The following is a 13416-nucleotide window of genomic DNA, read 5'->3' as shown; positions in this document are numbered from 1 at the left end:
CGGGTTAAGTTGAAGAAAGATTGAGTGACTCCCGATCATTTCTGTGCCGAAACGTGGAGTCGCGGTCGTGCCGCGTCCAAAGAAACCGGCGCGAGCGGCCTATTAGACGCGGTAGGTGCTCAGCCTCCGAAACGAGACTATCAAGCATGAAGAGATCGAGCGCGAGGCAGAGGTTTTATTTGTGTTGAATTCTTGCTTCTCGATAGTGGTCTGAAATCGTATCATCGGTCATGGCGGGCGTGGCGTTCGCGGTTGAAGGTGATGGGGTGGCTTCGCAACCGAATCCTACGCCGCATCAGCGCTTTACACCACGCTCGCCAGCCTCTCAGGCGCCCTCTCGCGAATAAGACGGGCTAGATGCATTGGAGCGCTGAAGAGCTGATTGAATTCAGCCATGCTGGAGCTGCGCTGATTGCCTGCGTCAGCGCCCGCTAAGGCTCTGGTCCCTGAGCCTGCAGCGCCGCTTCTAATTCCGCGAGGATGTCGTGCAGGAGCCCAAGCGCGAGCGGGTCGGCAACGTCGCACTCGTCATGCGGTAGCGCATGATCTCGCGTTGAAGCTCTTGCTGTTCCTCGCCTTCGTCCATAGCGAGTTCTCCGCAATTACGCATGACGCCGACGGCGACGATGGTTGCGGGCGATCTTGAAATATTTGAGCCGAAACTAAGGCATCCGGCACGCGCTATCCTGAGCGGGATGAGCGCTCCATTCAGAACATTCCGATCAGGCTGAAAAGGCCGATCTCGACGACGAACGTCACGGCCATGACTGCGACCGTGAGGAACACATCGCCCACTGGGACAGGGGTCATGGCGCGCCTCGCACGTTGCGAAGCCCCGCAGCCAAGTAGCTAACCCGCCGATCGCGGAGGTGTTTCAGTTCCAAGCGTCGGGGATCGCCTACCGCAATTCGAGTTCGGTGATCGCCTGCGCCGAAATCTGTGCAGGGTCTTTGAGCCCTTTTTGGGCGATCTTGATGATTGTTTTCGCCACTAATTCCGTGAGCGGATCGTCGCGGTCTTTAACACAGAGGACACGCAGCGTTTGTTCGTAAGCCTTTGTAGACAAGCAATTTCTTTCGGTGCCATACCGTGGGTTTGCAAATGCACATAGTTCCCCATGGATCGCCCTCCAGCGCGATAAGGCCAGGACAATACCATGGAACAGTAGGGCCATCGAGAACATTGGAACCACTTTAAATATTTGAATTTATTTAATTGGTGCTATTTTAAATCGTGTATCGCCCAACATCGGAGGATTGGCGCTATGTCCGCTGAAGACGACGACCGGCGTGAGTTTCTGAAGACTTGCGGAAAATTCGCGGCGGTCACACCGCCCGCCGTGACTATGCTGCTGTCGACCTCCCTCACGTCGAACGCTATTGCGCATTCCGGAGGTGGAGGCGTCCGGCACGAGAACCACGGACACCATCATCACCACCACCACGACCGCGGCTAGGCGGAAGGATGATCGTAGATAGGAGGCCGCGCTGGACGCGGCCTTAGTTCTTTGTCAGAGGCTTTGCCGGCTCTTCTACTATTGCCTCGATATCAACGCTGGGCGACTCGCCGGTGCGGTCCTTCAGGTCGGCCGCTCGCTGGATCAATCCCGACGCAACCTGCGGGTCTTTTGTTGTTTTTGCCATTCGAAGCAGCGTTGCTGCCGCCTCTCGGGCGAACGAGGTGTAGCGTGGCACGTTTTCTTATCCCACAAATCGAATTCCCCGTGGGATGCAAGTCAGAAATGCGAGCGGCGTTCCGGTAGTTTGTACAAAAATGTACACAAGCGACAAAAAAGCCTCAGCTCCGGGGCTGGCGCCGAGCTGAGGCCTTTGTCGGCATCACGTTGTCGAGGCGTGATCCGGAAGGATCAACTTACCTCCGGCCATTTGGTTCCCGCTGCCAGTGAACACACGGGGCGGCGGCCGGAGAGCAGGCCGCAGCTTTCGACCGCTCGCTGCCTCTCGTATTCCGGCCGCGAATGCCTATTTTTCCCGCATGCGGTCATTTGAGTTTTGCCTGCCGACCAAGGGTACTTCGGTCCCCGACTGCCCCGATTGGCTTCATGAAATAAAATATGACGGCTATCGCCTCCGCCTGGAGCGCGATGGCGACCGCGTGCGCCTGATCACGCGTGGCGGCTACAATTGGTCGAGCCGTTATCCATGGATCGTGGAAGCCGCTCGTAAGGTCCGCCAAAAGCAATTCGTGCTCGACGGCGAAGCTGTCGTGCTGGGCGTCGATGGCATTTCAGATTTCAACGCGCTGCACTCGCGCAAACATGATTACGAAGTGCAGTTCTGCGCCTTCGATATACTCGCCGAAGGCGGTGACGACTTCCGCATGCTCCCGCTGTCGATGCGGAAGGCGAGCTTGGAGCACCTGCTGGCGCGACGTCCTGAAGGTGTCTTCGTCAATCCCTTCGAACGGGGTGAGCTTGGGCCTGATCTGTTTCGCGCTGCATGCAACATGGGGCTTGAGGGACTGGCGTCGAAACGTCGCGACCGGCCTTATCAAGCCGGGCGATGCAAGTACTGGGTCAAAGTAAAAAGCCGTAGTCACCCGGGAGCGCGAGCTGTGAGCAGAGCGGCAGGTCCGCTCTGCACTAACGCCGGACCTCAACGGCCGATTGGACCACTTCGCCTTGGGGCCGAGGCCGGACCGTCGGCAATCAACCAGATTCGACTTCTGAGATCAACCATTCGCGGTCGGCGCACTGCAGCCACACCTTCTAATTAGCTGCAGCAGTTCGTCAGCGCGGACTGGCTTGACGACGACACTAAGACCATGCGCGGTGACCGAATCGACCACGTGAAGCCTTATATCGCCGGTCAACACGATTCCTGGGACTCTCCACGCGAGAGCCACACGTACAGCCTCAATGCTCTCAATCCCATTCATTTCGCCTGGGAGATTATAATCCGATATGACTAGGTCAGGACGCATCCCTTTCGCTGTGACCAGAGCGAGTGCCTCCTCCCCGGATGCCGCAGATAGCGCTCTTATTCCTTTAGTGCGTAACAGGCGATCAAGCGCGCGCCGCACGTCGCTATCATCCTCAATCAGGAGGATCATGCCCGTGAATGACGTGTCGGCGACGTCGGGTGACGGCATCGAGGGATGGTTGGCGACTAGACTTTCGTTCGTCACCGGGACTTCGACGGAAAAGACGGAGCCTTTGCCGAGAACCGAGTGAACAGCGACGTGATGGTCGAGGAGTTTCCCCAATCGTTGTACGATTGCAAGACCGAGACCGACGCCGTCGGAGTGTGGACCTTGCGGACCCTGATAGTATTCATCAAATATGCGGGCGATGTCTTGTTCTGAAATTCCGACGCCACTGTCCCACACTTCAATGCGGACCTTATCATCGGCGCGACGACAGCCGATCAACACCTTTCCCCGAGAAGTGTAGCGTAGCGCATTGGCAATCAGATTGCGGACCATTTCTTCTAGCATTCGCTGATCACTACGAATCATCAGCCCGGATCGAACGACGCGTAGTTCTAAGCCTTTTTCTTCTGCGAGCTTCGAGAAGTCCGCGGCGACGTCAAACACGGCATTTACCGGGAATGAGCTTATCGAAGGAGCCACTGCACCCGATTCAAGACGACTGACGTCAAGAAGACTGTTTAACATGCTACCCATCGTGTCTATTGAGCGCGAGATTTCAGTCAGAATTGCACCGGCTTCGGCACCATGAATGTGTTCCTTTAAGGCACGTTGAAGCAAGCTCAAGGTCTGCAATGGCTGCCGCAGATCATGACTCGCCGCGGAAAGGAAGTTCGATTTTGCGCGGTCAGCTTCCTTGACCTCCCGCACCGCGTTCTGCAGCGGTGTATAAAGTGATGCCATCTCGTAGAGCAGAGCTATCAAAACGGCCGATGAAAATGCGACCGCCAATGTGCGGCTGACATACCATCCTAGATAAAATCGGGCAGTCAGTCCGAGGGTCACAAGCGTCATTTCAGATATCAACATGCAGATCGCAACCGCGATCCACAGATCGAGTACCGACATTCGATGCGTCCGCATCAGCACCAGAACAAGCAGAGAAATCAGCACAAGCGTTCCGGCGGCGTAGCGTATGAGTGGCGCAGGAGTGAGATCATCGAAAAACATCCGCGGCATCGAGGTGTCACCTGCCGTGACGGCCCAGGTGAGTGCGCACACCAGGCTGATTTGAATCGCCAGGCTTCGGAAGAACACGGGCAGCGCTGAGGTTGGGACGGCATCACCCCTATGTCTTTCGCCCCTCAAACAGGCATAGCCAGCCACGGCAACAAGAAAGCCAAGGTGCCAGAAGAAATTGAGCCACCCGCTACTCTGAACCCCCGCACCAAGAAGGCCTTTCGGCGCGAACGCGCCAGGAAAAGTGAGCGCATGCGGAATGACTATCAACGCGGAAAAGAGATAGCCATTTGCGAGGACCACGAGTGCTCGTGAGGCGATTATAAGAGATTGGCTAAACAACAGAACAGCAGTGATGAGATCAGCGACAAATACGATGGTCAGAATGACAGGGACGAAGCTATCAATTCGCGGCACGCGTGTCGGAAATGGCGCCACGATCGCACAGGTCACGAACTGAAGTACAACGACAACGAGGGCAAAGCGGCGTTGTGCGGATGTCGGCGTTTGGTATGCCGGCGAGAAGGTAGGATTGTCCAATGCTTCGGCCATATGGAATTCCGCACCATGTGCACCTGGTACAGCCGCATTCGGCATGGAGCGTAGCTGCAATTGAATTGCTTGTCAGGCCGTGTTTTCAACGGCCCAGTACCTTGGGCATGACGGTGCGCCGACCGTCCGCCTTGGGTTTACAACCAGTAAGGCCCCGGTCGAGCATATCACTTCCGCTCGCACCCAAGAGCCGGCTTCCGCGCGCCAATGAGCACGACCAAAAAAAGCAATGGCCCCAACGTCTATCAGACGCCAGGGCCATTCGCGATAATCAGGCCGGGTACACATCCGCCGATGTCTCGATTACCGCACGCGATCTGGCGCAGAAGGTGGCACGGCCGGGGCATAAAGCGCTCGGCCGCCAACTCGCCCTCAATGCAACGTCGCGGACGGCCGCTCCGTCATCGCCTCGACAAATTGCCGCAAGCGATCCAGAGCCTTGCGCCGCCACGCCTCCAACTCCCCGGCGTATTTCGCCAGGTCCGCACGAAACTGTTCGCCGTGAATGTCGGCACCTTGAGCGAGCAGACGGTGCGCATAGGCCGTGAGCGCAAGATCGCGATGGCGGCACAACTCAGCGTTTGCTTCATCTAAAGTCATTTTGACCCCCGCTTCACAGCCAGCTTCCAAAAATTTCCGCCTTCACCTGGCCGAATGCCGGTGCTTTCCGCCTCGGCATGCCAAACTGAACCGGAAAACGTGACGAAGCCGCTGTTGTGCGCGATGACGATGACCGCGTTTTCCGCGAAGGCGGTGATGGCCGCGTCGTCGAACCTGTGGCCGGCGACCATCTCGTCGGTGATGCCCGTGAGTGCCGTCACCTCCGCGGAAATCGGCACACTAGCCCGTCTTATTCGCGAGAGGGCGCCTGAGAGGCTGGCGAGCGTGGTGTAAAGCGCTGATGCGGCGTAGGATTCGGTTGCGAAGCCACCCCATCACCTTCAACCGCGAACGCCACGCCCGCCATGACCGATGATACGATTTCAGACCACTATCGAGAAGCAAGAATTCAACACAAATAAAACCTCTGCCTCGCGCTCGATCTCTTCATGCTTGATAGTCTCGTTTCGGAGGCTGAGCACCTACCGCGTCTAATAGGCCGCTCGCGCCGGTTTCTTTGGACGCGGCACGACCGCGACTCCACGTTTCGGCACAGAAATGATCGGGAGTCACTCAATCTTTCTTCAACTTAACCCGTCTTATTCGTAAGAGTGCGCCTGAGGGGTAAAGCGCTGATGCGGCGTAGGATTCGGTTGCGAAGCCAACCCCATCACCTCCAACCGCGAACGCCACGCCCGCCATGACCGACGATACGATTCCGCCCTTCTCGTTTCCAGCCGTTCACGCCAAGAAAGTCACAGCTGCCTTCGATGGTGGGCGCCTAACCTCGAACGGGGGCGTGATGCTTCTGGCGATGGCCGAGCGGCGTCTCGGTTTGGCCAACAATCTGGCCCGGGTGTTCCCGGATCGGCGCGATCCGACGCGGGTCGTGCACAGCCTGGTCGATATGTTCCGCGCTCGCATGTTCGCGATCTGCTGCGGCTACGAGGACGCCGACGACCTCGATCATCTGAGGTCCGATCCGGCATTCAAGCTGGCCTGCGGTCGCCTACCGGACACGGGCCGGGATTTGTGTTCCCAGCCGACGCTGTCGCGGCTGGAGAATGCTCCGCGCCTGCGCGACGTGATCCGGCTGACCTACACTTTGGTCGACGCATGGATGGATAGCTACCCGCGCGAGCCGGCATCCGTCACGCTCGACATCGATGATACCTGCGACGTCGTCCACGGCCATCAGCAGCTCTCGCTGTTCAACGCTCATTATGACGAACGCTGCTTCCTGCCGATCCACGTCTACGACACGGAGAAGAGCCGGCCCGTGGCCGTCGTGCTGCGGCCCGGCAAGACGCCGGGCGGCGTCGAGGTGCGTGCCCATCTGCGCCGCCTGGTACGGCATATCCGGACGCGATGGCACAACACGCAAATTACGTTCCGTGGCGACGGGCACTATGCCCGGCCGGAGGCAATGGCGTGGTGCGAGACCAACGGCATCGACTACATCTTCGGTCTGTCCGGCACCAAGCCTCTCGCCAGAAAAGTCGACGAGGTCGCCGACGACATCCGCACGCGACGCGCCATCGAGAACCTGCCGGTTCTGCGTGGCTATACCGAGACGCGCCACAAGGCAAAGTCCTGGGATCGCGAACGGCGCACTGTCGCCCGTATTGAGGCGACGATGCTCGGCCTCGACATCCGCTTCGTCGTCACCAGCCTCGATGTCGGCTCGGCCGAGTGGATCTACGACAGCCTGTATTGCGCGCGCGGCCAAGCCGAGAATCTGATCAAGCTGCATAAGACGCAGCTCGCCTCCGATCGCACCAGCTGCCGTTCGGCGCTCGCCAACCAGGTCCGTCTCGTGCTCCATACGGCCGCTTATTGGCTGATGCTGACCGTGCGCGACGCCATTCCCAAAGCCCGGGAATTGGCCGCTGCCGAGTTCGCGACGCTGCGTCTTCGGCTCTTGAAAATCGCCGCCCGTGTCGTCGAGACCACGAGCCGCATTTGTGTTTCGGCATGGAATAAGGACCCCGTTTTCGGGGTGATCGGCATCCAATCGGGACCCCGGGATAAGGGTCCACAGTGGCTTCCATCGAGTCATGGAAGCCGAGGTTGGGATGCTGGTGGTGGAGACGATTGGTAAGATCCGTCGCGCCTACTTTGTTGATGGTCGTCCGATCAAGGCGATCTGCCGAGAACTTGGCGTATCGCGGAAGGTGGTTCGCAAGGTCATTCGTTCTCAAGCGACGGAGTTCCGGTACGAGCGCGAGACGCAGCCGCTCCCGAAGATGGGTGCCTGGAGTGCCGAGCTTGATCGGTTGCTGGCAGGGAATGAGAGCAAGGCGGCGCGGGAACGGCTGACGCTGATCCGGCTATTCGAGGAGCTTCGCGGCCTGGGTTATGCCGGCGGCTATGATGCGGTTCGTCGATACGCACGACGGTGGAGCAAGGAACGCGGCACCTCGACAGCGTCGGCTTATGTGCCGCTGAGCTTTGCACCCGGCGAAGCTTACCAGTTCGACTGGAGCCACGAGGTCGTCCTGCTGAGCGGCACCACGGTGATGGTGAAGGCTGCTCATGTCCGGCTCTGTCACAGCCGCATGCTGTTCGTGCGGGCCTATCCGCGGGAGACGCAGGAGATGGTGTTCGACGCCCACGACCGGGCATTCGCCTTGTTCAAAGGCACCTGCACCCGCGGCATCTACGACAACATGAAGACCGCGGTGGAGACGATCTTTGTCGGTAAAGGCCGTCTCTACAATCGCCGCTTCCTGCAGATGTGCAGCCACTATCTGGTCGATCCGGTCGCCTGTACGCCAGCGTCGGGCTGGGAGAAGGGGCAAGTCGAGAACCAGGTCGGGCTGGTCCGGGAACGCTTCTTCACGCCGCGGCTGCGGTTCAAAACCCTCGACGAGTTAAACGCCTGGCTGCTCGACAAATGCATCGCCTACGCCAAGGCTCATCGCCATCCGGAGCTGACCGATCAGACGATCTGGGACGTGTTCGAAGCCGAACGCCCCAAACTCGTTCCCTATGCCGGCCGCTTCGACGGCTTCCATGCGGTGACGGCATCGGTCTCGAAGACCTGCCTGGTGCGCTTCGACAACAACAAGTACTCGGTCGCAGCCAGCGCAGTCGGACGACCGGTCGAGGTTCAAGCCTATGCCGATCGCATCGTGATCCGTCAGGATGGACGTATCGTTGCCGAGCACCCGCGATCATTCGGTCGCGGCGAGACGGTCTACGACCCTTGGCACTATGTGCCCGTGCTGGTGCGCAAGCCCGGTGCCTTGCGTAATGGCGCTCCCTTCAAGGACTGGGTGCTGCCCGCAGCGATTGAGCGTGTACGGCGCAAACTCGCCGGTGCCGACGATGGCAATCGACAGATGGTCGACATCCTCAATGCGGTGCTGACAGACGGATTGCCCGCGGTGGAAGCCGCCTGCGCCGAGGCGGTCGCTCATGGCGTTCATTCCGCCGATGTCGTTCTCAATATCCTGGCCCGTCAACGTGAACCCGCCCCACCGGCCAACATCATGACGCCGGCCGCACTGACGCTCCGTCATGCACCGATCGCCGATTGTGCCCGCTACGACAACCTCCGGAGGACCATCTGATGGAACGAACCCAAATCTTCGACCTCATGGGCGAACTCAAGCTCTACGGCATGAAGGCTGCCTTCGACGAGATCATGGCAACTGCCGTTAAGCGCCAGCACGAACCTCAGCGCATTGTCGGCGACCTGCTCAACGCCGAGATCAACGAGAAGCAAGCCAGGTCGATCAAATACCAGCTCACCATTGCCAAGCTGCCGCTCGCCAAGGACATCGCCGACTTCCAGTTCGACGGCACGCCGATCAATCAGACTCTCGTCAATGATCTCGCTGACGGCGGCTTCATCGCCCAACAACGCAACGTCGTGCTGGTTGGCGGCACCGGTACAGGCAAAACACACCTGGCCATTGCCGTCGCCAGAAGTTGCATCCGCAATGGCGCTAGAGGACGCTTCTACAACGTCGTCGACCTCGTCAACCGGCTCGAGACCGAAACCCGCAACGGTCGGCAGGGACGGCTCGCCGAGCATCTGACCCGCATGGACTTCATCGTCCTCGACGAGCTGGGCTATCTGCCGTTCGCGCAATCCGGCGGTCAGCTCTTGTTCCATCTCATCAGTCGGCTCTACGAGCGCACCTCAGTCATTGTCACCACAAATCTTGCGTTCGGCGAATGGCCGAGCGTGTTCGGCGATGCCAAAATGACCACCGCGCTACTCGACCGATTGACCCATCACTGCGACATCGTCGAGACCGGCAACGACAGCTGGCGATTCAAAAGCCGCGACGATGTTCAAACAACCCGCGCTCGCGCCGTCTCCGCAACCCCGACCAGCTCCGACGACCCGAGCGCTACCAGCAGAGCACGCCGATCAAAGGGGTCCCTTTTGGAGGCCGATAGGGGGTCCCAGTCAAACGCCGATTGACAATGTTCGAGGCTGCGTGCTTCGGGCTGGGCATCAAGCTCCTTGAAGCCTTTGGCCATGCCGTGGAGACCGAGATTTTGCAGCAGGTCGAGCGTGGGATGGGTCAGCATGCTGGATTTTCCTTTCAATGGAAGTAGCCGGGGCCGCGCAGATTGGGATGGTCGACGACGACGTCATCGGTGGGGCGAGCGCTGCGGTCGAGCTTGTTGGCGATGATCGAGGCGATGCTCTTGTAGGTCAGCGCGCGGACCGCAACCGCGCGGGCCGCGATCAACTCGGCGCGTTCCGGATCGAGATCCTTGAACAGCCGAAGCACACCCAGACAGGTCCGGAATCCTTGTTCGGGATGAGGCCGATTGGCCAGAATGGCGAGGACGAGACCCTCAGTGTTTAGCCCGATCGATCGTCCCCAGCGACGGAACCGCTCGGGAGTCCACTCGGCGTAACGCCGATGCGCGCTGGGCATGTGGTCGGGATCGGTGCCGTGCCGGCGGCCGCCGTAGCGGCGCTGGTGAGCCGCAACACGCGAACCCCGATGGAACAGCTCGATGGTCCGGGTGGTGGCGCGGACGTCGACCTGCTCCCGGATCAGGCCGTGTGGAACTGAGTAGAAGAAGCCGTCGATCTCGACATGATAATCGAGCGAGACGCGGGCCACGCGCCATTCCGCAAACTGATAATCGGCGTCCGGCAACGACGCCAGGACCGACATCTCGACCGTCTCGAACAATTGACGGCGACTGACACCGAGCCGGCGCATGATGTGCGCGTTGATCCGCTCCAGCGCAGCGGCAATGGCTGCGTTCGCCTCGGCCAACGAGAAGAAGGTCTGGCGACGAAGCCGCCCGAGGATATAGGTCTGGGCAAACCGAACCCCGGCCTCCACTTTTGCCTTATCCCGCGGCTTTCTTGGCCGTGCCGGAAGGGCGCCAACGCCGTAATGGGACGCCATCATCCCGTAGCTGCGATTGATTTCAGGGTCGTAGAACGAAGCCCGGTGCACGCCGGACTTCAGATTGTCAGGGACGACGAGGCGCGGCACCCCGCCAAAGAACCGGAACATCCGGACATGGGCCTCGATCCAGTCCGGAAGTGTCTGCGTCCAGGTCGCCTCGGCGTAGGTGTAATTCGAGGCGCCAAGCACGGCGACGAAGATCTCCGCATCGCGTACAACCCCGGTTTCGCGATCAACGATCATGATCTTCTTGCCGGAGTAATCGACAAAGACCTTGTCGCCGGCCGGATGGTCCTGCCGCATCGTCGGAGACAGCCGCCGGTCGAATTCTCGGAATAAATCGCAGAACCGGCTGTAGCCATAACCTTCCGGGTGGACCGCCCGGTACTCCTCCCACAGCACCATCAGATTGACGCCAGGCCGCTTCAGCTCACAGGCCAGCGAGGCCCAATCCGGCTCCCGGCGCCGGCGAAAGCCGCGCCTGACGCCGGCATGGGCAAACAGACGTTGTTCAAGAACGGCGTCGGTCAGATCGCCCGCCAAAGGCCACGCCAGCCCGGCAGTCGAGGCACGCTTGAGGTTGTCCTGGATGGTGCTGCGCGCCACGCCGAGCGTGCGCCCAATCTCCCGGGCGCTCACCCCATCACGGGCAAGCCGCAGCATCTGTCGTATCTGTCGCATGGTCAGTTCTCTCTTGGCCGGCATCCGCTTCCCCACGTTGATCAACGCGGGACTTGATGCCTGAGGGACTGATCCAAACGAAAACGCCGACTTCCAAAAACCCGGCCGACTTCAAATCGGAATGCCGGCCGGTTTCATTTCGGAATCGTGGCCGGCTTCAAATCGGAACGATGGCCGGCTTCAAGTCGGAATACCCGGCCGGAATAAATCGGAATCCGCACAGATGTCGCTTCAAGACGTTCAACTCCCCGGCCCCTTGCTGGCTAAAGGGGTCGAACATAAACGTCCTGCCTGACCGGCTACTGCTGTTCAGCGGCGCTGACGGCGATCATCAGGTGGGGGAGTTTCAAGTGACCATACCCGGGGGATTTTGACCGACCCACGGGGCACCTATATCTCGAATTCACCCGATATGAAGGTGCGCGGAGACGTTCGTGACGCAGCGTTGCCCAGTGAGAGCCCCGATAGTTAAATTGGCTAACTGCATTCTGCTTGATGCTTGAGCGGTGCGAAAGAAGTGCGATGTCGTCACGATCGCCCCTTCCCGCCCGCTACCCGCCAACCGGCGCCTGGCCCGCGGTTATGCGCGCTGATGTTGTGGCCGCATACCTGGATTATCGTGACACAAGTGAGTTGGCACGCGGCGTCGGCCGAGGTGAAGCGCCTCCGCCGATGGGCTATCACGGAGTCGGACGTGCGCGAGAACCAATTTGGTTGAAGGCGGCCATTGACAACTTCCTCGAGCCGGATTCGGATAGCCCACGAAAACAAGATCTGGCTTCGCTCGTATGAAACCACCTCGCACCGCATTGAAGCTCCCGCGCTATTGCCGGCGAAAGCTCTTGAAGAATGGTCGATGGGCATATTTCTTTGAACCGCCGACCTGGGCCCGTAAACAAGGCTGTCAAATTGAGCCAGTAGCTCTGGGCCAGGACTACACGGCAGCCGTTGAGCGAGCTGAACACATTCTCCTACCAGCCTTCGACAGCTGGCGGTCGCGAGGCTTGACCGACCTGGTGGCACCTTCTTCGGTGCCTGGCTCATTCGACTGGCTCGTCGGCATTTTCAAGGGACATCAGAAATGGAGAGAGATCGATCATAAGACGCAGCGTCTCTACGAGCAGGGCTTGGCACTCTTTGCAGATCATGAGCTGAAAGACGGGACGCGCGCGGGCTCAAAGCAGATATCGCAATTCAGCAAAGGCTTTGTCGATGCAATCTACGCCAAGCTGTTGGTGGTGGAAGACAAGGATGAAGAGGGCAACATCGTCAAGCGCGAACGCCGCCGGTTTGCGAATGCGGCGATGACCGCTTGCAGGCGCGCTTGGTTTGTCGGCCAGCGTGCGCAGGAAAAGCTAGTGCCAGCAATCAATCCATTCTCGCGGATGGGCCTGAAGGCGCGCTCGCCCAACCAACCTGTGCGAGAGACGCCCACGGCAACGTGGGATGAACTGGTCGCGTTTCGAGCCGCCGCAAAGAAACTCGGATATAGTTCAGTGGCTACAGCCGCACTGGTCGCTTGGGAATGGTTGCAAAGAGAAGAACACGTCTTCGGCGCCTTTGAAATCGCGCACTATCGGCCCAAGGAGCGGCCGAATAGCGTAAAGATCGTGCATCCCAAAAACGGCGAGGAGGCTTGGTGGCCGCTATTCGATGAGACGGGCGAGCCACTCTTCCCAGAACTGATGGCGGAGCTCGATGAGGTTAAGAGTACGATGGTCTCAGGCTTGGTTTTTCGACGAGACCATGCACACCGCAGGGCATCCACTCCCCTGCCTTGGATTACCGAGCGTAAGGATCTGCGTTACCTGCGACGTGTCGTTAAGGACATCATTGTCGAAGCCGGCATCCGAAATGAACTCTCATTCACCTCTTTCCGCCACGGGGGCTTCACGGAGGGGGCTGATAGCGATCTTACCGACGCCGAATTGCGCGCGGCGGGCCGCCATCGATCAGCGCGGCAACTGCCGACATATGCAAAACGCACACGCAAGCAACTGATCTCTGGCACTAAGAAGCGTCGCGAGGAGCGAACAAAAACAGCCGGTTTGTCGGAATAGCC

Annotated in this window: 11 protein-coding genes and 2 pseudogenes; 7 read left to right on the top strand and 6 right to left on the bottom strand. The window is 59.5% G+C overall.

What is annotated here, in order from left to right; genetic code table 11:
- Positions 1–898: 898 nt before the first annotated feature.
- Positions 899–1174 (bottom strand): hypothetical protein, encoded by a 276-nt coding sequence (locus tag ABIF91_RS28440; RefSeq protein ID WP_424579516.1) that lies wholly within the window; start codon positions 1172–1174, stop codon positions 899–901.
- Positions 1175–1264: 90 nt separating this feature from the next.
- On the opposite strand from ABIF91_RS28440, the gene ABIF91_RS28435 reads away from it, so the two are divergent.
- Entirely contained in the window at positions 1265–1456 is a 192-nt protein-coding gene (locus tag ABIF91_RS28435) for a hypothetical protein (RefSeq protein WP_080660029.1), read from the top strand.
- 43 nt (positions 1457–1499) lie between these two features.
- Here ABIF91_RS28435 and ABIF91_RS28430 read toward each other — a convergent pair whose 3' ends face one another.
- Entirely contained in the window at positions 1500–1694 is a 195-nt protein-coding gene (locus ABIF91_RS28430; protein WP_035694373.1) for a hypothetical protein, read from the bottom strand.
- A gap of 301 nt (positions 1695–1995) precedes the next feature.
- Here ABIF91_RS28430 and ABIF91_RS28425 point away from each other — a divergent pair, with 301 nt between their 5' ends.
- Positions 1996–2736, top strand: a complete 741-nt coding sequence (locus tag ABIF91_RS28425) for an RNA ligase family protein (RefSeq protein ID WP_244429980.1) — start codon at positions 1996–1998, stop codon at positions 2734–2736.
- Here the strand turns inward: ABIF91_RS28425 and ABIF91_RS28420 are convergent.
- From ABIF91_RS28420 to ABIF91_RS28410, 3 genes are all read right to left on the bottom strand, one after another.
- A complete protein-coding gene (locus tag ABIF91_RS28420; protein ID WP_051393991.1) occupies positions 2692–4680 on the bottom strand; it encodes a hybrid sensor histidine kinase/response regulator in 1989 nt (662 codons plus the stop codon). The genes ABIF91_RS28425 and ABIF91_RS28420 overlap by 45 nt on opposite strands.
- A 372-nt stretch (positions 4681–5052) precedes the next feature.
- Positions 5053–5280, bottom strand: coding sequence for a hypothetical protein (locus ABIF91_RS28415; RefSeq protein WP_028181443.1), 228 nt, complete (start codon positions 5278–5280; stop codon positions 5053–5055).
- A complete protein-coding gene (locus ABIF91_RS28410; protein ID WP_424579515.1) occupies positions 5277–5501 on the bottom strand; it encodes a hypothetical protein in 225 nt (74 codons plus the stop codon). Before ABIF91_RS28410 ends, ABIF91_RS28415 begins: the two co-directional genes overlap by 4 nt.
- 479 nt (positions 5502–5980) lie before the next feature.
- On the opposite strand from ABIF91_RS28410, the pseudogene ABIF91_RS28405 reads away from it, so the two are divergent.
- The 4 genes and pseudogenes from ABIF91_RS28405 to ABIF91_RS28390 all read left to right on the top strand — a co-directional run.
- A pseudogene (locus ABIF91_RS28405) lies at positions 5981–7243 on the top strand (IS1380-like element ISBdi2 family transposase); the annotation flags it as partial.
- A gap of 112 nt (positions 7244–7355) precedes the next feature.
- A pseudogene (gene istA, locus ABIF91_RS28400) lies at positions 7356–8946 on the top strand (IS21 family transposase).
- Positions 8855–9718 (top strand): IS21-like element helper ATPase IstB, encoded by an 864-nt coding sequence (gene istB, locus ABIF91_RS28395; RefSeq protein WP_038952122.1) that lies wholly within the window; start codon positions 8855–8857, stop codon positions 9716–9718. Before istA (ABIF91_RS28400) ends, istB begins: the two are co-directional and overlap by 92 nt.
- A gap of 2 nt (positions 9719–9720) precedes the next feature.
- Positions 9721–9855, top strand: a complete 135-nt coding sequence (locus ABIF91_RS28390) for a hypothetical protein (protein ID WP_424579514.1) — start codon at positions 9721–9723, stop codon at positions 9853–9855.
- On the opposite strand, the gene istA (ABIF91_RS28385) is transcribed toward ABIF91_RS28390, so the two are convergent.
- Positions 9843–11378 carry an IS21 family transposase gene (istA, locus tag ABIF91_RS28385; protein WP_424579513.1) on the bottom strand — a complete coding sequence of 512 codons (1536 nt, stop codon included), beginning with the start codon at positions 11376–11378 and terminating at the stop codon, positions 9843–9845. The two genes, ABIF91_RS28390 and istA (ABIF91_RS28385), sit on opposite strands and share 13 nt — an antisense overlap.
- 980 nt (positions 11379–12358) lie before the next feature.
- Between istA (ABIF91_RS28385) and ABIF91_RS28380 the strand changes: the two genes are divergently transcribed.
- Complete coding sequence (locus tag ABIF91_RS28380) at positions 12359–13414, top strand: hypothetical protein (RefSeq protein ID WP_050995009.1); 1056 nt, start codon at positions 12359–12361, stop codon at positions 13412–13414.
- Positions 13415–13416 lie beyond the last annotated feature (2 nt).

The sequence above is a fragment of the Bradyrhizobium sp. USDA 241 genome, from assembly GCF_049739505.1.
GTDB classification, from domain to species: Bacteria; Pseudomonadota; Alphaproteobacteria; order Rhizobiales; family Xanthobacteraceae; genus Bradyrhizobium; species Bradyrhizobium liaoningense.
The sequence above is the reverse complement of the archived record's forward strand: the minus strand, read 5'-3'. Positions and strand labels throughout refer to the sequence as shown.